This window comes from uncultured Proteiniphilum sp. (assembly GCF_937873925.1).
In the GTDB taxonomy this organism is placed as follows: Bacteria; Bacteroidota; Bacteroidia; order Bacteroidales; family Dysgonomonadaceae; genus Proteiniphilum.
This window is the reverse complement of record NZ_CALNAT010000223.1, coordinates 35242-58361: the sequence shown is the minus strand read 5'-3', so window position 1 is coordinate 58361 and position 23120 is coordinate 35242. Positions and strand designations below refer to the sequence as shown.

Here is a 23120-nt window from a genome sequence, read left to right as displayed (position 1 = left end):
AATCATACAACTTGCGAAAATTGAATTAATTATTTTATTATTCCGCGACCTTTATCCACATTCCCTTGTTTCTGGCTTCTTCCTGCGGCGCATACATTGCCTGGCACGATACCGGCGGCAGGTAATAATTACCTCGGTAAGCCGCCTGCAGACGCACACGGAATGTTTTTGTCTGTCCGGCGCCGAGATTGAAATAGGTCAGTACACGGTCGTCACGAATATCCCGGTAAGTGTACCCGGCGTCGGGGGCGGCGGCATCCCCTCCGAGCATCCGCTCATTGAAAATTTCCCAACCCGACGGGAAGACCTGTGTCAACGCCAGATCGGTAAATGCCTGCTCTACACCGTTCTGTACGGTTACCACCGCCGTGAATTCCGCTCCCTGCGGAAGTGATTCCACATTCAACGGGCTGCCGTTCAGATCGACATACCGTACCGAGAGTTTAAACCGCCCCTGTGCCGGCTCGTAATTAGAATCAATCTGCGGGCGTGTTCGTGCCGAAAGCCGGGCATAGAGTTTGCCGCTTCCTTTGTTGGTAAGGCTTACCGAAAGGTTCATCGCCGGATTTATATCTACCTGATATATTGCTTTCGGCGTATTTACCCCCTCCATTTTCCCGCCGTTCAACGTCCAGTCGATATCGATATTTCCCGTGCCTATTTTCGCGGCGAGTTGCGCCATGGCCACCAGTCCGAATGCTGCGGTTTGTGTGGAGATATAACCGGAAGACAACGACTGTGCCACCGACGGCGCCAACAACATTGCTTTCTCCACATTGTCCAGCAGGAGGTAGGTTTCCAGGATCATCGCCTGATCCCGTCCGGAGGTTCCATAGGTATCGTTATTGAAGTCATACTCTTCCACTACATCCGACGCATTGAAAACAAGCGAATTGGCTACATCCTTTCTACCTGCCAGGGCATATGCGGCGGCCAATCGCCAGCGCGCCTGCAGCGACAGACCGGTCAATTCACGCATACGGTTCATAGCGCCAAGTTCCGTATTTCCGCTCAGCGCCAGGGTGTACAAACGGTACGCCTGCTGCAAGTCGGTCATCGAAACAGCGTAATAGCTATGGGTGGGATTTGTGGGCAGCCAGTTCTGTGCGAGCCGCCTCTGAAACTGGGTCCATCGCGACAGCACGGTCTCCGGTACTTCATACCCCCTGTTTTTCGCCTCAATCAGAAAATGGCCCGCATAGCTGCTTACCCATTCCGATGCGTAGTTGTCTCCATACCAGAACATAAAACCGCCATCAGCTAATTGCCGCGATGAAAGTATGCGGATCACCTCATCCACTTTCGCCGTCATCCGCTTCTTTTCATCTTCCTTTAACACAGTAAATTCTTCAATATAAAGTAACGGAAAAGCTTGGGAGGTGATCTGTTCGGAACACCCATGCGGATACTCCAGCAAATAATTCATATTCCGACTGAAATTCACACTGGGCAAACGCGAAAGTTCGAGGGTCGCCCAATCACCAGGTTCCACACCATCGGTTTGAATGTTGAGTGTTGCCGACCCTCCCGGTTCGATGAGTTGAGCCTGTGTCAGTACTATCGGTGGATTTGGGTTACGGACAGCAATATCGATGGTCTCAGTGAACGATATGCCGTTCCCCGAAGCTTTAATTTCCACTTGTTCGGCGCCGATCTCCTTGCCGGAGGCAAGTTTAAAGAACACGATCTTATCGCCCGGTTTGTCAAACGATACGCTCTTGGCAGTTCCGTCCGTCGGTGTAAGCAGTCCCTTTGTCCGAATGGAGACCTGCACATTTTTCACGTTATTTCCCATCGCGAAAACATTGACCGGAAGCCATACCTCTTCCCCCGGCCCCATCACGCGCGGAAGCGTGGAAAGCGTCATCAGGTCGTTTTTCACGGCAACGGTTTTATCCGCGCTGCCATAGGCGCCGTTTCCTCCGGCCACCACCATCACACGTACCGACCCGATATACTGGGGAAGCCGGATTGTATGCGCTTTTGTCTCACCGCTTTTCAAGGCAAACGGCCCAAGGAATTTCACAATAGGTTTAAAACGGTTCACATTGTCGCGCGACGGGTTCAGCGCTTCATCGCCGCCGATGCTCAGCAACGGCCCCATGAGGCCGCTGTTTGCCCCCAGTACGCGGTCGAACAGATCCCATGTGCGTACGCCGAGGGCTTCACGGGCATAAAACTCGCTCCACGCATTCGGCGTTTTGAAAGCGGTCAGATCGAGTAACCCTTCATCTACAATAGCAAGCGTATACGTCATCGGTTTTTTTGATTTTTCCGATACTGAGACCGTGAATTCTTTTTCGGGATGAAGCGTGTCAGGCATCCGGATAACCGGCTCGAGAATACTGTTTTTGTTTTCCACACCCACGTTCACCACACCGTACATACGGATAGGCAGGTCGTTCACGGTCTGCGCATGCGGTTGCAGCATCGTAGCGAAAATATAGAAATTGGGGGCCATTTTCTCGGTCACTTCTATCACATATTTCGTATCTTCTTCCTCAGAGGTTTTTACCCATTCGCGATGCAGTATTCCCGACCCGTTTTCGATGCTGATCAGTACACGGCCTTGCGAACTTTTGGGGATAATGACCGTTGCCTTCTCACCCGCTTCATAAGACGGTTTGTCGGTAGAGAAAGACAGCATTGTCAACCCTTCCGGGTCGGTTTTGGCTGAGCGTCCCCGCCACGAGGGCCAATCGACATAAAAGACCGTTCCGGTGGCATGCTTGCCCGACTTATCCTTCAACAGCAGCAGATAGCGTCCCCAATCGGGATAATCCACCTGAAAATCGATTTTTCCTTTTCCGTTGGTGAGTGTCACTTCCCCGTTTGCCACTACGTTAGCGGCAGTATTGTTCACGTAAGCGCCCAGATCTTCTCCGGTACTGTTCCACCACCAACTCCAGTTGAGTTTGTAAACGCTGTATTCCACACTTCCCGAAACGGGTTTGCCGTAAGCATTCACCGTAACCACATCAAACGAGACAGGCCTGTCGGTTTCCAGAAACTCGCCGGCACGTACAGCAGGTGATTTCACGCCTACATACGTTTTATAAGGCGAATAAAAGACCGTCTGGGCATAAAAACTCATATCCCCACCGGCTTCGTATACGCGTGAAAGGATATTCCCGCGCAACATCCCCGGAGCATTTTCGGCCACGGGCACTTTCGCGTTCACACTCGCCACGCCGGAAGCATTGAGCACTCCTTCGAATATTTTCGTCTTACTTGTTTCGAAGTTCACTACCGGATTATTGAACGAATAGCCGGTATATCCTTTGAACGGGTTATCGGATGCGTAGAGCGTCAGGTCCACCTCCGCCTTCAGATTCGAAGCAGGCGCACCGTGCAGCCACTGCGATGTGAGTGTACCGGAAATAACGCCATTCGCCGCGTCGATGATGGAGTCTGTATCCAGACGGACTCTCAGCCGGTTGGGTTTAATGGTTTCTATGCGAAGCGACTTGTGGAAAGTTGTTCCGCCCACCTTTACCAGGCCCTGCCACATCCCGGTCTCCGCAGCCGGATCGGTAGTGACGCTGAAGGTGTAGAACCCGTTTACACCGTCACTCTTTACCTGCCTTTGATAAAATTGCCCCCGGGGCGTATACACTTCGAGTGTCACGGGATGTCCTTCCGGCAATTTTCTTTCCTTATCTTCCAGGATGAACGATACGAAAATGGTATCGCCGGGACGCCAAACGCCCCGCTCCGCATATACATACCCTTTCAGTCCTTTTTGTATCTCTTTTCCGCTTACATCGAACCGGCTGAGCGATAACGACGCCTCTTCCTTCACTTCCAGGTAGCCGATGTCACCGCTTTTGGCAGCCGTTACCACAAACGGACGCCCCTTTTTATAGTCGATTTCCGCAAAACCGTTGCCGTCGGTCTTGGCCGAACCCAATACCTGCATCTGATAATTATACACGGTCACGTCCGCTCCGGACATAGGCTGGGTAGTAAGGATATCGGTCACAGCAACACTCATGGTGTGGTCTTGTCCCGCTTTGGCGATGATACCCACGTTAGATGCCATTACCATTGTCTGCGCCATACGTTCGTAACTCATATAATAAGTCGGCTTACACGGGTCGTCGCGCTCTTCCCATTTATATCCGCTCCAGTCGATCGGTTCGTAGTAATATGGCGATGTTTCATCCCATACCGCCTCGTCCTCTTCTGAGATTTCGCTATCGGAGAAACGGTTCATATTCACATCATTGGGAACCTGCGGCCGCATTCCGTCGCAGGCATACAGCGAATAATCGGATCGCATCGAAAGCTGCACCATATACAATGCGCCCGGATCTTTTTCGATCATTTGCGAAAGATCGATGGTAAAGTTGTTCCATTTTGACAGATCCAACTGTTTATCCCTGTCCAGACGGATACGTTTTTTCATTACCAGTCGCCCGAAACGACGTAACTCGCCGCCCGACTGGTTGTTGTTCAGCGAAGAGGATTGCAGGTAATAGAGGAGGTTGTTGCGATACACTTTTATCACTTTCGCATCCACCGCCCACAGGTTTACGGCGCTGAAGGGCAGCAATAACTGTTCTGCATCAGGGAGGATATTTCCGCTCTTCTCGAATTTTATCTGCGGTTTGTCGTCCTCTATCTGCAGTTGATAGAGATAGGTCTTGTCAAGGCTCAGGCCGGAGTTATTTTGGATGCCCTGATGAATTTGCAGGTCTATTTTCTCTTTCGGAAAAGTTTCAGGATATATTTTGATCACATTCTTGTCGATGCGGTAAGTGAAGTTATTCACGCCGGAGGGCACGATCAATCCTTCCAGATCCTGCGTTTGTGAAACGGGGTCGCTGAAAGTAAGCCGGATATGGGGGTCGGATGCCTGTATCACACGTACATCCGTCACTTCAAAATATTCCTTTGAAAAGGCAGGAATATCGATCGTATATTCGAGTTTCTTTTTTGAATTTATTGCTTTTCCGTCAATAGTCAGTAAATATTGTTCGCGCTTATCTGTCCGTTGCAGGCTGTCTATCACAACACGGAACGAGGTGATGCCGGCGGGCATTACACGGATATGCTTATGTGGTACCCCTTTTACATCGAACATTTTACCAACGTCATCCGACGAAACGGGATTGGATAAATTAAGCGTGGCCTCCACCATGTTCCACGTCAGATCTGAGGTGCTGATCGGTGAAAACGGAAGTACATCGGCAGTAAAACTCTGCTCATTTACACGGATAGAAAAGTTAAATTGCCGGAATTTTTCTTCTACCTCCAGCACTTTTCCCAAATGGAAAGTAATATTGTATTCCTTTCCCGGCTCCAATTCTCCCGGATCAGGCAGAAAACGGAGGGTGTTCCCGTTCACCCAGAAAGTTTGTCCTTTCAATGAAGGAGAGAACGAAAACAGTTTCTCTTTTATTTCCGCATTCAATTCCACGGCAGGGATCTCCTGCACAAGTTCGACTTGGATAAATGCGTCGGAAGAGACGTTCCCATACGTAAATGCCGAGATGTAGCGGGCAAACTCAGGATCAATCTCTTTGGTACTTTTTGTATTGCATCCGGTTGACAGCAGAAGAATAACTGCAAATAAAGCGGGAAAAAAACGGAGAGATAAGTGTTTCATACGATTATAAATTTAGACACAAAAGCCAGGAATCAGGATATTTTTTCGATTGATTGATTTAGCGATTTATCAATTTGCAGATCAAATCATCCCATCACCGAATCATCATTCATCAAATTAATTACACTTCTGTCGGCTCCGTCGATTCTGACGAATTCTGTTGAACGTTCTTTGATATATATGCATGTTTTATACTATCAATTATACCTACAATTGTTCTCTTTTTGAACCAACGAGTCTTCAATACTTTTGTAAAAGTAGAAAATATTCCTCAGATAAACAGAATGATAACAGAATTATCATCAAAATTCCAAATAGGGTTCAAGGCGGAGAATATCTTCCGGGGTAAACTCATCGAGTAGGGAGAGTTCACGGATAGAGGTGATATCTCCTTTTCTGCGGCGGATACTCATGATCGCCTGCACCTGCTTGTAATTCAGGTAAGGATGACGCAATAATTCCCTGAAATCCGATTGATTGACCTGCATCCTGCGGTAATTGCCGTCGGGCTCAATATAAACAACAATACGGGAGAAAAGTTCCTGATCAATACCATACACCTCCAATAGTTGTTCGACATGTATAAACCCGCCCAGCAGTTCCCGGTACTTCACTATACGGGAGGCATAAACGCTACCGATACCGGGGACTTTCTTCCACGTAGCCGTATCGGTCTCGTTCAGGGAGATAGTTTCCCCCTCGGAGAGTTTCTCTATGGCCGGATAGGCAGCCCGCAAGGATGACCTGTCCCCACGTGAGACATACCGCTCATTCTGGCGAGAGGGACTTTCATGCGTAGAGCCGCTTCGGCCCGGCAACTGCTCCACAGTGCTCTCTCCCTCTTCCGGAATGGCGGATCGGCTGGACTTCCTGGCCCCGCTCATCCCCTCATCCACTACTGTAGAAGGGACTTCACGCACTTTTAATGTTCTCTTGAACTCTTCAAATTCCCTAACCAGCGAGTCGTTCTGCATCAGGATGACATCCGACGAGTTGCGGTAGCTGAGAAACGCATTCAAAATAAGGGTCAACACAATAAGAATGAGCAACAGAATTACCGCCGTCTTTGAGCCTCTTTGAAAATATAGAAAATCCTTCCAACGCATATCTTTTAGATATAAGAACCAAGAGTCAAGAACCAAGACTATTTAGTAAACTAAAAACTAAAAGTGAAAAACTAAAAATTACCAATTACCACATCAGCAAATCAGTAAATTATCACATCAACAATTCAACCTACCCACCTTCCCACTTTTGCCCATACCACCCTATCACAAATCAACCCATTGGCATATTATTCACATTGGCACATTAATTTATCAATGCCTTAAAGTTAGAAATTATATTGTTTTCTTTTTTATAAATAGTCATAAATTGTATCTTTGGTGAATCTTTGTCCGCTGTATATCCGTCTAATTGAAGATTTTCACAGGATATGGTATTGAATTACATTTGGATTGCATTTTTTCTGATCGCTTTTGCAGTGGCTTTGGTAAAGCTCATTTTCTTTGGGGATGTGAACGTCTTTACAGACATCATGAATTCCACCTATGAGTCGGCCAGAACCGGTTTCGAGATCTCGCTGGGATTGACGGGAGTGCTTTCGCTCTGGCTCGGCGTGATGAAGATAGGCGAACGTGGAGGAATGGTGGAGCTCTTTTCCAGGGCTGTCGCTCCTCTTTTTTCCAGGCTCTTTCCCGACATACCCAGGAATCATCCCGCTTACGGTTCAATGCTGATGAACATATCGGCCAATATGCTGGGACTTGACAATGCGGCCACTCCTTTCGGCTTGAAAGCGATGCAGGAGTTGCAGGAGATCAATCCGAAGAAGGAGGCCGCCTCTGATTCCATGATCATGTTCCTGGTGCTGAACGCATCGGGACTGACACTGATCCCCGTCACCATCATGGTATATCGTGCCCAGTTGGGCGCAGCCAACCCCGCCGATGTATTTATCCCGATCATGATCGCCACCTTTGCCGCTACCCTGGTCGGCATGATCGCCGTCTGCCTGAAACAGCGTATCAATATCTTCAACAGGGCGATCATGGGTTTTCTCCTTGCCATGATGGGTATTATAGCCGGTACGGTGTTTCTTTTCCAATCGATGCCTCAGGAACGGATCAATATTGTCTCCGGCCTTGCCGCAAACATCTTTCTCTTCTCCATCATCGTACTTTTCATCGTAAAGGCGCTACGTCGCAGGATCAATATCTTCGATGCGTTTATCGACGGTGCGAAAGAAGGGTTCAAAACCGCTGTGACCATTATCCCTTTTCTTATCGCCATACTGGTCGGTATTGGTGTTTTCCGCGCTTCAGGGGCAATGGATTTCCTGATGGAAGGGTTACGGGATATGGTGGCGCTGACAGGCCTGGATACCCGGTGGGTGGACGGTATGCCCACCGCACTGATGAAGCCGTTGAGCGGCAGCGGCGCCAGGGGAATGATGATCGACGCCATGCAGACTTTCGGGGCCGACTCATTCGCCGGCAGATTATCGGCCGTATTTCAGGGAGCCACCGACACCACCTTCTATATTGTGGCTGTTTATTACGGAGCCGTGAACATTAAAAATTCGCGCTACACCGTTCCGTATGCGCTTTTGGCTGATCTGGCAGGCATTATCGCCGCTATTTTCGTAGCCTACCTCTTTTTCGGATAGAAAATAAAGGATTCTCCAAGTAAATAAATGTGAATAAATGGCAATCACTTTCCAAGCTGAAAACATCGGTTTCCCGACGATTAAAAAACGGGAGACTGCAAACTGGATAAAGTCCGTCGCAAAAAGTTACGGAAAACAGACCGGCGATATCTCATACCTTTTTTGTACCGACGAAAAAATTCTGGAAGTCAACCGGCTCTATCTGCAACATGATTTTTATACTGATATCATTACGTTCGATTATTCCGAAGGCGATCGTATTTCGGGAGATATTTTCATCAGCCTGGAAACCGTTCTTTCCAATTCCCGGAAATACAGGGTAAGTTTCGAGGAAGAACTGTACCGTGTCATTATCCACGGCATATTGCACCTATGCGGTCAAAACGATAAATCGGAAACCGAAGCCGAAGAAATGCGAAAAGCAGAGGACACCGCCCTGGTACAGCGCAATGAAAGCGGGTACTAACTTTTTTCATTCCCCGCAACCATGGAACGCCTTACAAAACAGGTAAAGGGAACGCTAAAAACAGAAATCAATGGCAGCGGAAAGCCCTACTCTGCCTATTTTCCGGGAGAAATCCCCGGTTTCATACCGTTCATTCATAAAATTGTAATACCTCATCCTGGACAATGAAGCGTAAAGGCCACTAGTTTGTATGCTTATCCCGGCAAAAGGAGTGAGATGGTAACGGATAGCTGCCGATAAAGTAAAGCCCGCCGAGATTCCTTTGTGATCAGATGCCCCCTCCCTTAATTCCTCAAGAATTGATGGATTTGAAGGATTCGAATCGGGAGAATTAATTGTATGGATTTCAGCTTTTATTATTTCCCTTCTTATTTCGGACAAATCATTGTGTAAAGCCACCACCCCGGCATTCGCCAAGATCATCCATTTTGAATCGCCCAAAGGCCATCTTGCATAAATAGCAGGGCCAAATATATGGGTTTTTTCTTTAAAAGAAAGAGAGCGTAATTCATAGACATAACTATCTGGTGTATGTCCCCTATATTCTAAAGAAGTTCTTTTTCTGTAACCTGATGTGTAGAAACCATATTTTATACCGACTCCATAGTTCTTCGAGAAAAACCAGGCCCCGTCAAAACCGGGAGAAAACCCTCTTTTGGTCGCCGGAAGGGTAAGGTTTTCCGTTAAAGCGGTACTTGAAGACCCCAACGCAAAATCCCAACCGGCGTTAACGGACAGATAGAATTTCCGGTATTCCGGATCATTTCTGTCGGTTTGCCCATATACAAAAAAGGGAAGAAGCATGCAGAATACAGCCGCGAGAAGTTGTCTTACTTTCATTATCAAAGGTATTCAATATTATTTTTCCACATACATACATACCGGATAAGGGTTTAAGAATAATCGGTATTATTTCGTTGTAAATATATAAAAATTTATGATTACTATCACTCGTTCTGAAAATTTTGGACAAAAAACAATAACGAATTTGAAAAATCATTTAAGCATCTTCTACTCTATTTTATTCTTGTACAAAATTACTTTTGAAAACAAACATTTGTAAATGAACATTATGAACAGTCTGTTTATGGCTATTCCCAGCTTGATTTTACGCTACCATACACCCGCAATTAGTCTTCACAGGGAGAATACTCTTTCCAAAAGAAAATAATGATCGCTATCGGAATGCTTGTCAACAAATGTAATCAATCAGCATCTAAAAGGAAAGGTCCTTAATATTTCTTGCAATGGCATATTAGGTGTTTTGAATTTTATTCCACTATTTCTCGCAACGGCATAATCGGAGTAAACTCGTCTTCTGCTCATTGCTTAACGAAAATGTTCAATAAATTTAGTCGGCTTGTCGTCAGTTGCCTTCTGATCGTATTCCTTATCGAAAAGGTTTATTTCTGTAAACTCCTGAATTGAAATACGTTTTGTGTTTCTTATCGGTAATTAACATCACAGTCATACGTAACTTTTTCTTTTTTAGTATCTTTGCTCTCTCAAAATAAAAAAATGACTTTCAATTACGACATCATAGTTGTGGGTGCGGGCCACGCCGGATGCGAAGCGGCCGTGGCCGCCGCCAATCTGGGTTCAAGGACACTGCTTATCACGATGGACATGAACAAGATCGCCCAGATGAGCTGCAATCCTGCCGTAGGCGGTATTGCAAAGGGGCAGATTGTGCGTGAGATCGATGCATTGGGCGGACAAACGGGGATTGTGAGCGACAAAACCGCTATTCAGTTCCGCATGCTGAACCGCTCAAAAGGACCCGCCATGTGGAGCCCCCGTGTACAGAGCGACCGGATGAAGTTTATAGGGACCTGGCGTGAGATCATCGAAAACACGCCCAACCTGGATATGTGGCAGGATATGGTGACCGGACTCCTATGCAGGAATTCGACAGTCACCGGTGTAAAAACCGGCATGGGCGTAGAGTTCTTCTCTAAAGCGGTGATCCTTACAAACGGCACTTTCCTGAACGGACTCATCCATGTCGGCAAAGTACAGATCGGCGGAGGGCGTATCTCTGAACCGGCATCCTTTGGAATGACCGAACAGTTGCGTGAACTCGGGTTCAGCACCGACCGGATGAAGACAGGCACTCCGGTACGTATCGACGCGAGAACAGTCGATTTTTCCCAGTTGGAAGAACAGAAAGGAGATGAAGATTTTCACAAATTTTCCTACCTTCCCGATGTACAACGTACACTGAAACAAAAAAGCTGCTGGATAGCATATACCTCCGAGGAGGTGCATGAGGCACTGCGTGAAGGCCTTCACGACTCCCCGCTCTATAACGGGCAGATACAAAGCATAGGACCGCGTTATTGCCCTAGTATAGAGACCAAGATCGTTACTTTCTCCGACAAAACAAGTCATCAGCTGTTTCTGGAACCGGAAGGGGAAACAACCCATGAGTGTTATCTCAACGGCTTCTCCTCTTCCCTACCCTTACAGACACAGTTGAATGCTCTGCAACGTATACCGGCTTTCCGGAATGTGCACATTTTCCGCCCTGGGTATGCCATAGAATACGATTTCTTCGACCCGCGGCAATTGGATCCGACACTGGAAACGAAACCGGTAAAAAACCTCTTTTTCGCCGGACAGATCAACGGGACTACCGGTTACGAAGAAGCGGCGGGACAGGGACTGATCGCAGGCATCAATGCCCATATCAACTGCCACGGAGGCGATCCCTTTGTATTGCGCAGGGACGAAGCTTATATTGGGGTGTTGATCGACGACCTGATCACTAAAGGAGTGGATGAACCCTACAGGATGTTCACCTCCCGTGCCGAATACCGTATTCTCCTCCGTCAGGATAACGCCGATGAAAGGCTCACAAAAAAGGCGTATGAAATAGGGCTGGCAACCAATGAGAGGTTACAACTGCTCAACCGGAAAGAGGAGAAAATAGCAGAGATCATCGATTTCGTATGTAATTTTTCCATCAAGTCAGACCGTATCAACCCTTTCCTGGAACATATCGGAACAGCTCCGTTAAAACATGGAGTAAAGCTGCATGACCTGCTTACAAGACCGCACATAGACCTGTCGCTGATGTCGCTGGAGGTTACCCCGCTCAAAGAACTGTTGGAGACCATCGACGAACGCAAAGAGGAGATCATAGAAGCAGCCGATATACAGATAAAATACAACGGCTATATCAAACGCGAACGCACCATGGCCGACAAGATTACCCGTCTGGAAGATATCCGTATCAAAGACAAATTCAACTATAACGAGATACAATCACTCTCGACAGAAGCAAGGCAAAAACTGACGAAAATCAATCCCGAAACTATCGCACAAGCAAGCAGGGTACCGGGCGTTTCACCCAATGACATCTCCGTTTTGCTGGTACTGTTAGGACGCTGAAACAAGGAATGTTTCACGTGGAACATTCAAAAAGAATAAACATAGAACGTTTTCGTTAAGCGACTACAGAGGCAACACTTGTTTTGACTATGTCGAGCATAGAACTATTTCGTTAAGTGAGAGCCGAAGCAAAGCTTGCTTTGGTTTTGCCGAGCGCAGAATTGAAAATCGAGGAGCGAAGGCGACTCAAATAGTCAATAAGACTTGAAAACGACTAATTTTAATGAATAATAAAAATGAGTATCGAAACACTTACTTCCGCTGTCAGGAACATACCTGATTTCCCCATACCGGGGATCCAATTCAAAGACATCACTACCCTGTTCCAATCGGCTTCTCACCTGAAAGAACTTTCGGATATCCTGTATGAAAGGTACAAAGACAAAGGGATTACCAAAGTGGTGGGAATCGAATCCAGAGGCTTTTTCATGGGACCCGCCGTAGCTATCCGGTTAGGGGCAGGATTTGTTCCTATTCGTAAGCCCGGTAAGCTTCCCTACACAGTGATTGAAGAAACCTATACGAAAGAATATGGGGAGGATATTATACAGATCCATGAGGATGCGCTGACAAAAGAAGATGTGGTATTACTCCACGACGATTTATTGGCGACCGGCGGAACGATGGTGGCCGCTTATAACCTTGTAAAAAAATTAGGTGTAAAAAAAATCCACATCAACTTTCTTATAGAATTGGAAGAGCTGAATGGCATGGAACATTTCCCGAAAGATGTGGAAGTAAATTCGGTTATTAAGTTTTAAACGGACGGGAAATACCGGTAACAGACGTTGTCTTCGATGATCTGCCGTTTACCGAATTATACCGCCGGCGGTTTCAAAAAGAAATCAGATAAATTTGCAGTTGTAATATTATTCTCCCCTACCCTGTCATGACCGACGAAATTAAAAATACGCTTGCCGTTATCCCTCATCATCCGGGCTGCTATCAGTTCCTTGATGAGAATGGTACCGTCATTTATGTCGGGAAGGCCAAGAATCTGAAAAAAAGGGTTACCTCTTATTTCAGCAAATATCATGAGCATCCCAAGACCCGCATTCTGGTAAGAAAAATCCAGCAGATAAAATATATTGTCGTCAACTCGGAAGAGGATACCTTCCTGCTGGAAAATAATTTGATCAAGCAGTTGAAACCACGGTATAATGTGATGCTGAAAGATGACAAATCCTATCCTTTCATCGTGGTGAAAAATGAATACTTCCCACGGGTCTATAAAACCCGGACTATCGTGAAGGACGGCTCCAGATATTTCGGCCCCTACACATCGGTACAATCCGTCAATGCTCTTTTGGAAATTTTCAGGAGGGTCTATAAAATACGTACCTGCCAGCTTAATCTGACACCCGAAAATATAGCGGCCGGCAAATTCAAAGTATGTCTCGAGTATCATATCAAACGGTGTGAAGGCCCATGTGAGGGATTACAGTTGCTGGAAGATTACAATAAAAATATTGAAGAGATCATCGAGATACTGAAAGGGAATGTGTCTATTATTGAGAAGCAGATCCATGAAAAGATGCAGTTCCTGGCGGATCAACTGCGTTTTGAAGAAGCCCATAGATTAAAAGAGAAGCTGTTGTTGATCCAGAATTTCAGAGAAAAATCGCAGGTGGTGAGCAATATCAATTATAATTTGGATATTTTCTCCATTGAAGAGGACGATAACTCTGCATATATCAACTACTTACATGTTGTAAACGGAGCCATAACACAGGCCTACACCTTCGAATATAAAAAGAAACTCGATGAGTCACCGGAGGAATTGCTCGGCATGGGGATTGTGGAAATGCGCCAACGGTTCGGCAGTGAAATGAAAGAGATTATTGTTCCCTTTATCCCGGATTTGAAACTGCCGGAAGTAGAGTTTACCGTACCCCAGCGGGGGGAAAAACGAACACTCCTCAGCTTGTCGGAAAAAAATGTAAAACAATACAAGATCGACAAATTGAAAAAAGCGGAGATGCTCAATCCGGAGCAACGGACAACCAGAATATTGAAGGGCGTACAAACCGATCTGCAATTAAAAGAAATTCCCTGGCATATCGAGTGCTTCGACAACTCCAATATACAGGGGACAAATCCGGTGGCAGCGTGTGTAGTTTTCAAAAAAGCGAAGCCTTCTAAAAAAGACTACCGCCATTACAACGTGAAAAGCGTCGTAGGCCCGGATGATTTTGCATCGATGCGAGAGATTGTGGAAAGACGCTACTCTCGGCTGCTTAACGAAGGCGCTTCCCTACCCCAACTCATTATAATTGACGGAGGTAAGGGACAATTACACGCTGCCGTAGAATCGCTTCAGAAAATCGGGCTATACGGCAAAATCGCGGTTATAGGCATTGCCAAGCGTTTGGAGGAAATATATTTTCCGGAAGATCCTGTTCCGCTCTATATCGACAAGAATTCCGAAACGTTAAAACTCATTCAGCAGGCACGGAATGAAGCACACCGGTTCGGGATCACTTTTCACCGGCAAAAAAGAAGCAAGTCGCAAACAACGTCCGAACTGGATCAGGTCAAAGGGATCGGTCCCGAAACCAAAAAGAGATTACTCATTCACTTCAATAGTGTCAAACGTATCAAAGAAGCAAGCAAAGGAGAGATCATCTCGCTGATCGGGAAGAGCAAAGGAGAGATCATCTGGAAATGGATACACGGGTAAAAAATTATTCGTAGATTTTTCTGATAAAATTATCCAAAACAAATTATCTGAAACAGGTAATCCGATTTTCTTTATATATATTAAAAAGGCGGGGACAGATTAAAAAGATATATTTCCGGCATACCGGGTAAAAAACTATTGAATAATTTATGAGACTACTTATTCAACGCGTAAGAGAAGCCTCTGTTCATATCGACAAACGGAAGATAAGCGGTATCGGAGCGGGGATGTTACTTTTTGTGGGTATAGAGGAGACCGATAATGAAGAAGATATCGCTTTTTTATGCAAAAAAACGGTGAATTTACGTATATTTGACGATGAAAAAGGAGTTATGAACCGATCGGTACTGGAAACCGGAGGCGATATCTTAGTGGTTTCACAGTTTACGTTGCATGCCAGCACAAAAAAGGGAAATCGTCCCTCCTATATCCGTGCGGCGAAACCGGAGATTTCGATCCCGATCTACAACCAATTTTGTGCATCCCTGTCGGAGATGTTATACAAACAGGTAGCCACCGGCGAATTTGGCGCCGATATGCAGATAGGGCTCGTAAATGACGGCCCTGTAACGATCTGGATAGATTCAAAAAACAGGGAATAATTTTCACTTTCCAGCCCCAAGCGGCAAGGAATAAAATTAAACCGACGATCAATATAGGAAAAAATGACAATACAGGAAGCCCAACAACAGGTGGATCAATGGATCAAAACCTATGGTGTACGCTATTTCAGCGAGCTGACCAATATGACCATTCTCACCGAAGAAGTCGGTGAATTGGCACGGATCATGGCACGAACATACGGCGATCAATCGTTCAAAAAATCGGATTTATCGAAAAATCTGGCGGATGAAATGGCGGATGTGCTTTGGGTATTACTCTGTCTGGCTAACCAAACCGGAGTGGATCTGGAGGATGCGTTGTATAAAAACATAGAGAAAAAGACACGGAGAGATGCAGACAGGCATCTGAATAACAGTAAATTATAAAATAATATTAATAAACAGTAACAAATAAACGTATATTCAATAAAGAGGAGAGAATAAAAAACCGATGAAACGAGCGTTATAATTATTATCACACAAGGAAATGATTAAAAGCGAGTTTCATACACTTTAATGAAAAGAATAAAAAATCGTATGAAAACAGACAAATATATCAAAGCGATCAATGCTCATCCGTTTACGCTGACGGACGAAGAGGTTTCGAAAAAAGTAAGTGACCTTCTTGCGGAAAAGTACAGTGAGAATAATAATCCGGAAGTGTATAAGAAGTTGTATAGCTGTATAGACCTCACCTCGCTCAACAGTACAGATTCGAATGAAAGTATCTGGAAATTCACTGAAAAGGTAAACACGGTTGACGGCTCGAATTCGGAAATGAATAATGTAGCGGCCATCTGTGTTTATCCCAACTTTGCCCGGACGGTGAAAGAGGCGTTGACTGCCGATGTAAAGATCGCCTGTGTAGCAGGGGGATTCCCCTCCTCCCAAACTTTCAGTGAGATCAAAGTCGCGGAAACGGCGCTCGCTGTGGCAGACGGTGCGGATGAAATCGATGTGGTTATCAACGTGGGAAAATTTCTGGATGCTGAATATGAAGAGATGTGTGAAGAACTCACCGAGATAAAGGAGGCCTGCCGCCATGCCACTCTGAAAATAATTCTTGAGACCGGAGCATTACAGAATGTAAAGAATATTCATAATGCAGCCATCCTGTCGCTCTATTCAGGAGCCGATTTTCTGAAGACATCCACCGGGAAAGGATATCCCGGAGCCTCGCCGGAAGCGGCGTATGTGATGTGCCATGCTATCCACTCCTATCATGCCAAAACCGGAAGGAAAATCGGCCTGAAAATGTCCGGAGGAATTGCTACTCCAGAAGATGCGGTAAAATATTATACCATTGTGAAAGAGATCCTTGGTGAAGAGTGGTGCAACAATACCCTCTTCCGTCTGGGTGCGAGCCGGCTGGCCGACAACCTTCTCGCAGCAATAGATAAGGGGATTAGGTGATTTAACGATTTAATGAGGGGATAATGAATGTGCCAATGGGATTGTTTAGCTAGAATGAAATTTTGAAATCATGAATTGAAACAACGTTCGGTGGAGCCAAAATCGACGTAGTCAAATTCTAAAATCTTTACTCTTTATTCTTAAATATATAATATATGAAACGAGCATGAACATCATCACACTCAAGCAGATGATTAAAAGATAGTTCCATATGATACCTTTGGAACGAGCATATCAAAAATTCTCAGGTAAGGAACATGAATTATAAAGTAATCGACGTAGTCAATATGGCGAAACAACGTTCGACGACCCAATGGAAGTCAATGGACTCCGTCCATTCTTCGAATTCCCTACACTATAATGTAAAAAATAAAATAATCGGGTGAAAATAAATAGTTTTAACGATATGAAGATCAATATTTTTTCTTTGACGGTAATTGTCTGTTTACTATGTATAAACACATTGTCAGCCCAGGATCACAAATCAATTTCCGGTCGTCGCGAACTACCCTACTGGCAGGATATGAATGTAGTTCAGGTAAATAAAGAGCATCCCCGTACGCAGTTTATGACTTACGAAAACAAAGCGGAAGCCCTCAACATCCCTTTCGAGAAGAGCAAATACTACCTCTCTCTCAACGGAACATGGAAGTTCTATTTTGCGGATTCTTACAACCAACTGCCTGAGAACGTCACCGATTCGACCGTTTCACTTACAGGATGGAAAGATATCAAAGTACCGGGTAACTGGGAGATGCAGGGTTTCGGCACTGCGATCTATGTAAACCATCCCTATGAATTTGTAGAACGTGATCCGGAAACCCGCTATCCGAAGATGGAGCCACCCTACCTTCCGGAAGAGAATCCGGTGGGCGTATACCGGCGCGAGATAGACATCCCTGAAGATTGGAACGACCGTGAGATATTTTTGTCTGTCGACGGAGCCAAATCGGGCGTGTACGTCTATATCAACGGTAAAGAGGTTGGATATAGCGAGGACTCCAAGACAAGCGCTGAATTCAGGATCAACCCCTATGTGCAACCAGGTAAAAATTCACTCGTACTGAAAATATTCCGCTGGAGTACCGGCTCCTACCTTGAGGCGCAGGACTTCTGGCGCATCAGCGGTATTGAAAGAGATATCTTTCTCTGGTCACAACCCAAAACATCTTTGCGCGATTTCAGGGTGAAATCAACACTCGACGACAGTTACCGCCATGGCATTTTCGAGTTAGAAACGACAGTCAGCAACTATAAATCCGGCGTTTCCTATGCCGAAGTCTCTTATGAACTGCTCGATCCCTCCGGCAAAGTCGTGGCTGCAGCAACGAAACTGATTGGTATCCAGAGCCATGGAGAGAATGCCGTCCGTTTCAGTGTGCAACTACCGGATGTAGCTACATGGACTTCGGAACATCCCCATCTTTACAGACTGCTTATTACCGTGAAGAAAGAAGGGGAAGAGTCGGGGGAGGTAGTCCCCTACCCTGTCGGTTTCCGCCGTTTCGAGATCAAACCGGTAAAAACCGGGGATCGAACCGACCGGCTTTTCCTTGTGAACGGGCAGCCTATCAAGTTAAAAGGGGTCAACCTGCATGAGACCAATCCCAAAACCGGGCATTACGTCACGGAAGAGCTGATGCGAAAAGATATCGAGTTAATGAAGCAGCACAATATCAATACTGTCCGCCTCTCCCACTACCCGCAAGCGCGACGCTTCTATGAACTATGCAGCGAATACGGGCTCTATGTATATGATGAAGCCAATATTGAATCACATGGGCTCTATTACGGGGAACGATCCCTCGCAAAACACCCGGAATGGGAACAGGCGCATATGGACCGAACGGTAAATATGTTCGAAAGAAACAAAAACCATCCGTCCATTGCCATCTGGTCGCTGGGTAATGAAGCCGGTAACGGCATCAATTTCTTCCATACCTACAAATACCTGAAAGATCAGGAACGGGGCCTGATGGACCGCCCGGTGAACTATGAACGGGCGTTATGGGGCTTTAACTCGGATATGTACGTACCACAATACCCCAGCGCCGCCTGGTTGGAAGAGATCGGTAAAGCGGGGAGTGATCGTCCGGTGATCCCCTCGGAATATTCGCACGCCATGGGTAACTCCAACGGCAATCTCGATATTCAGTGGGAAGCGATCTACAAATACCCGAATCTGCAGGGCGGATATATCTGGGATTGGGTAGACCAGGGTATGGCAGCCTATGACGAAGAAGGAAGGCTTTACTATGCCTACGGCGGAGATTATGGAACAGATATGCCCAGCGACGGCAACTTCCTCTGCAACGGCTTGGTAAATCCGGATCGTACTCCCCACCCTTCCCTCGCCGAAGTGAAATATACACACCAGAATTTCGCGTTTGAAGCGGTCGACCTGCCGGCAGGCGTTTTCCGGATCATCAACCGGCAATACTTCTCCAATACGGATAACTATACCTTCCATTATTCTATCATTGAAAACGGAAAGAAAGTGTCCGAAGGGGTGCTGGAGGTTTCTTTGCAACCTCAGCAAACAACAGATGTTTCATTGCCCATCAGCAAGTTGCAGCCTAATTCCGGTGTCGAATATTTTGTCAACTTCGAAGTGATTCAAAAGGAAGCGGAACCATTAATACCTGCGGGGTATATCGTGGCCTTTGAGCAGTTCAAACTACTGCTTTCGGCGCCCAAACAGGTATATCCGGATAGTGCGGACAATCCCTCGTTGCAAGTGGATCAGACCGGAAACAGCATCCGCGTGACTTCACCCCGTCTGGAATTTGTATTCGACAAGGAAAGCGGTATGGTTACCTCCTACAAGGTAGAGGGCACCCAGTATTTTGACAAAGGTTTCGGCGTGCAACCCAATTTCTGGCGCGCCCCGAACGATAACGATTACGGAAACGGCAATCCCCACCGCCTGCAGATATGGAAACAATCGAGCAAAGATTTCAACGTCACTGAGGTAAAAAGTTACCCTGAGGATAATAAGGTGGTGGTTGAAACGACCTACCTGCTCGCCGCCGGCAACCTTTACACTGTAAAATACAGTATCTACCCGTCCGGAGTGGTAAAAGTAGATGTGGAGTTCTTCTCCACTGATATGGAAGAGAGGCAGGCCGGCGCTTCCGAAGCTACCCTGACAGCTACTTTCTCACCGGAGGCATCCGCTGCGCGTAAAGCTTCCTCTACACTGAATGTACCCCGTATCGGCGTGCGATTCCGTATGCCGGTGACGATGAATAACGTATCTTATTTCGGCCGAGGGCCGGGAGAAAACTACATCGACAGAGCCTCCGGTTCCAAAGTGGGTCTTTACCAGACTACTGCAGAGGAAAATAATTTTCCTTATGTGCGTCCACAGGAAAACGGCCATAGGACAGATACGAGATGGGTAGCACTTACTAACGGGACAGGCGGATTGATGGTCGTCGCCGACAGCACGATAGGATTCAACGCACTGCGTAACAGCGTGGAAGATTTCGATTCCGAAGAAAACAAAGACAAGCCCTATCAGTGGAACAACTTCAGCAGTGAAGAGATCGCCTCCCGTTCTGATGAGGAGGCAAAGAACAAACGACCCCGTCAGACACATATCAACGATATCATACCGCAGGATTTCGTGGAGGTATGTATCGATATGAAACAGCAGGGCGTAGCGGGGTATAACAGCTGGGGAGCACGTCCCCTGCCCGAATACAGTATTCCGGCCAATCAGGATTACAAATGGGGCTTCACATTGATCCCGGTGAAGAATGAAGCGGAGATCGCCGGGAAATCGCTCTTGAAATACAACTGAGGGTGATTAATATTCACCATTTCGTAACAGATTGACGGGAAGAAAAATCTATCTTTACAGTTCAAGGTAATTGAATCATAAAACTCATCGCAATGCAAAAAAATTTACTCGTTCTTACCCTGCTATTATTCAGTAGTATCCTTGTCTATTCTCAACAGACAACTAAAGGATATGTATATGAAGATGTCAACGGAAACGGCAGAAAAGACCGGCGTGAAGCCGGAATTTCCCATGTGGCGGTTTCAAACGGTACCGATGTGGTACTCACGGACAGTAAAGGATTTTACACTCTCCCCGTGAGCGACGGCAATACTATTTTCGTGGTCAAGCCCGGCGGATACCAAACCCCGGCGGACGAAAATTTTATTCCCCGGTTTTATTATCACCACAAACCGGAGGGTTCACCCGACTCTTTCACCTATAAAGGGATATCACCCACGGGAAATCTCCCGAAGTCGATAGATTTTGCCCTCTACAAACAGGCTGAGCCGGAGAATTTCACCGCCGTTGTTTTCGGTGACCCACAACCCTACTCCATTCAGGATATGGACTATTTCACGGAAAAAATCGTGAATGATGTGAAGAAGACCGACAAGACCCTTTTCGGGATCAGCTTAGGTGATATCGCAGGCGATAACCTCGACCTGCATCCTGTCTACAAAGAGCGGATGCGCCGTCTACAACTGCCGTGGTATAACGTAATGGGCAACCACGACATGAATTACGACGCTCCATCCGACAAACTTTCGGATGAAACCTTCAAAAAGAATTTCGGTAGTGCCAATTATGCCTTTAACTACGGTAAGGCGCATTTTATCATCCTCGACAACATCCTCTATCCCGATCCCCGTGACGGGAAAGGCTACTGGGGCGGTTACCGGGAAGATCAGCTTATTTTCCTGGAAAACAACCTGAAGCATGTTCCCAAAGATAAACTGGTGGTTTTGTCACAACACATTCATATGAAAGACAATTCGGGCGGTTCGTACCGGTTAGAAGACCGTCAGCGGGTGTTCGACCTGCTGAAGGATTATGAGAACGTGCTGATCATGTCGGCACACACCCATTTACAGGACCAGATCGAATACACCGAAGCAGACGGCTGGAAAGGAAAAAAACCTTTGCATGAATATAATGTGGCCACTACTTCAGGCGACTGGTATTCGGGAAAACTGGATGAGAACGGATGGCCCGATGCCACTATGCGCGACGGCACGCCGCAAGGGTACGCTTTCCTGAATATCAGCGGGAACCAATATGATGTGGATTATAAAGTAGCCGGTAGGGAAAGCGATCATCAAATGAATATCTTTGCCCCGAAAGTAGTCCCGCATAAAGGAAGAACGACATCGCAGATAATGGTGAATTTCTTTATAGGCAGCCGGAATGATCTGGTGGAATACAGGATCGATGAGGGTGAATGGCGGAAAATGCACTATGTCTCCGCTCCCGACCTCAACTATCTCACAAAATTACTGGAATGGGATTTCACCGAGGAATTACTGCCGGGGCGTCGACCATCGAATCCGGTGAACAGTACACACCTATGGATCGGCCCTGTGCAAACGGATCTGCCTGCAGGTAAGCACACCATCGAAGTGCGGGCTACCGACAGATATGGTAAAACCCACTCCGGCAAGAAAACATATTCTATCCTCGAATAATCTTTCCTGCCGGACGGCCAAGCCCATCGAAAAGAGGCCGTTCCATACTCTGACACTTGCGTCAACGAGATTTGTCACCCGATAAAATCACAAAGAGGCCATTCTGAACTGACCCCAAAAGTTTTTTTGTCCAACTTTTGGGGGTCCCTGTATTCTCCCCTGGATGGCCTCTTTTTGATAGCGATCGCTAGCGCTCCACCTGTCATTTTGTCTCTTGTATTTCTGATCCTACATCAACTTTCAATATTTTTAAGCCACTTTGTCATTATTTTGGTTGGGAATAGTCTGAATTTCGTGCCGGCATATATTTTGCCCTTTCAATGGTGTAACGATAATGAAAAAATCCAACAGAAATAAAAGAAAGGAGTAAAATTATGGCAATTATCAGACGTACAAACAACTGGTTACCGAGTGTATTCAATGACTTTTTCGGTAATGAATGGATGGAAAACAGCAGCAAATCGGTGCCGGCCATCAATATTCAACAGAGTGAAAATGGATTTACGGTAGAGGTCGCTGCTCCGGGTATGACCAAGGAAGACTGTGTAGTGAGAATCGACGAAGAAAATAATCTGGTGATCTCTTTTGAAAAGAAGAATGAACAGGAAGAAAAAGATAAAAAGGGAGCCTATCTGAGACGCGAATTCTCTTATACGCAATTCCAAAGGAGAATGGTGCTGCCCGACAATGTAGAAAAAGATAAAATCTCGGCAAAGGTGGAAAACGGAGTGCTGACCGTTGAAATTCCTACCGTGGAAGAAGAAAAAGTATCTACTTCTAAACTGATTGAAATTCAATAATTTCAGAGAGAGAGGATG

The 23120-nt window shown here is 46.2% G+C and carries 14 protein-coding genes; 11 read left to right on the top strand and 3 right to left on the bottom strand.

Annotated features, from left to right (window positions below; genetic code table 11):
• Positions 1-37 precede the first annotated feature (37 nt).
• Together Q0502_RS15070 and Q0502_RS15065 are read right to left on the bottom strand one after the other, a co-directional pair.
• On the bottom strand, positions 38-5611 hold the full coding sequence (locus Q0502_RS15070) for an MG2 domain-containing protein (protein ID WP_298652443.1): 5574 nt from the start codon (positions 5609-5611) through the stop codon (positions 38-40).
• Between the two features lie 302 nt (positions 5612-5913).
• Entirely contained in the window at positions 5914-6717 is an 804-nt protein-coding gene (locus Q0502_RS15065; protein WP_298652440.1) for a helix-hairpin-helix domain-containing protein, read from the bottom strand.
• 329 nt (positions 6718-7046) lie between these two features.
• On the opposite strand from Q0502_RS15065, the gene Q0502_RS15060 reads away from it, so the two are divergent.
• A complete protein-coding gene (locus tag Q0502_RS15060; RefSeq protein ID WP_298652437.1) occupies positions 7047-8279 on the top strand; it encodes a nucleoside recognition domain-containing protein in 1233 nt (410 codons plus the stop codon).
• A gap of 37 nt (positions 8280-8316) precedes the next feature.
• A complete protein-coding gene (gene ybeY / locus Q0502_RS15055; protein WP_298652434.1) occupies positions 8317-8745 on the top strand; it encodes an rRNA maturation RNase YbeY in 429 nt (142 codons plus the stop codon).
• A gap of 54 nt (positions 8746-8799) precedes the next feature.
• On the opposite strand, the gene Q0502_RS15050 is transcribed toward ybeY, so the two are convergent.
• A complete protein-coding gene (locus Q0502_RS15050) occupies positions 8800-9585 on the bottom strand; it encodes a hypothetical protein (RefSeq protein WP_298652431.1) in 786 nt (261 codons plus the stop codon).
• A 678-nt stretch (positions 9586-10263) separates the two neighbouring features.
• On the opposite strand from Q0502_RS15050, the gene mnmG reads away from it, so the two are divergent.
• The 9 genes from mnmG (at position 10264) to Q0502_RS15005 (ending at position 23102) form a co-directional block, all read left to right on the top strand.
• Complete coding sequence (gene mnmG / locus Q0502_RS15045) at positions 10264-12138, top strand: tRNA uridine-5-carboxymethylaminomethyl(34) synthesis enzyme MnmG (RefSeq protein ID WP_298652429.1); 1875 nt, start codon at positions 10264-10266, stop codon at positions 12136-12138.
• A 236-nt stretch (positions 12139-12374) separates the two neighbouring features.
• Positions 12375-12899 carry an adenine phosphoribosyltransferase gene (locus Q0502_RS15040; RefSeq protein ID WP_298652426.1) on the top strand — a complete coding sequence of 175 codons (525 nt, stop codon included), beginning with the start codon at positions 12375-12377 and terminating at the stop codon, positions 12897-12899.
• 128 nt (positions 12900-13027) lie between these two features.
• Positions 13028-14818 carry an excinuclease ABC subunit UvrC gene (gene uvrC, locus Q0502_RS15035; RefSeq protein WP_298652423.1) on the top strand — a complete coding sequence of 597 codons (1791 nt, stop codon included), beginning with the start codon at positions 13028-13030 and terminating at the stop codon, positions 14816-14818.
• Between the two features lie 149 nt (positions 14819-14967).
• Positions 14968-15420, top strand: coding sequence for a D-aminoacyl-tRNA deacylase (dtd, locus tag Q0502_RS15030; protein WP_298652420.1), 453 nt, complete (start codon positions 14968-14970; stop codon positions 15418-15420).
• Positions 15421-15483: 63 nt separating this feature from the next.
• The gene (locus tag Q0502_RS15025) at positions 15484-15807 is read left to right on the top strand and encodes a nucleotide pyrophosphohydrolase (RefSeq protein ID WP_298652417.1); all 324 of its coding nucleotides are present in this window, start codon (positions 15484-15486) and stop codon (positions 15805-15807) included.
• Between the two features lie 150 nt (positions 15808-15957).
• Positions 15958-16833 carry a deoxyribose-phosphate aldolase gene (deoC, locus tag Q0502_RS15020; protein ID WP_298652415.1) on the top strand — a complete coding sequence of 292 codons (876 nt, stop codon included), beginning with the start codon at positions 15958-15960 and terminating at the stop codon, positions 16831-16833.
• 523 nt (positions 16834-17356) lie between these two features.
• On the top strand, positions 17357-20638 hold the full coding sequence (locus Q0502_RS15015; protein WP_298652545.1) for a glycoside hydrolase family 2 TIM barrel-domain containing protein: 3282 nt from the start codon (positions 17357-17359) through the stop codon (positions 20636-20638).
• Positions 20639-20730: 92 nt separating this feature from the next.
• The gene (locus tag Q0502_RS15010; RefSeq protein WP_298652413.1) at positions 20731-22302 is read left to right on the top strand and encodes a calcineurin-like phosphoesterase family protein; all 1572 of its coding nucleotides are present in this window, start codon (positions 20731-20733) and stop codon (positions 22300-22302) included.
• Positions 22303-22676: 374 nt separating this feature from the next.
• Positions 22677-23102: an Hsp20/alpha crystallin family protein gene (locus Q0502_RS15005; RefSeq protein ID WP_298652411.1), complete on the top strand. Its 426-nt coding sequence runs from the start codon at positions 22677-22679 to the stop codon at positions 23100-23102.
• Positions 23103-23120: the final 18 nt, after the last annotated feature.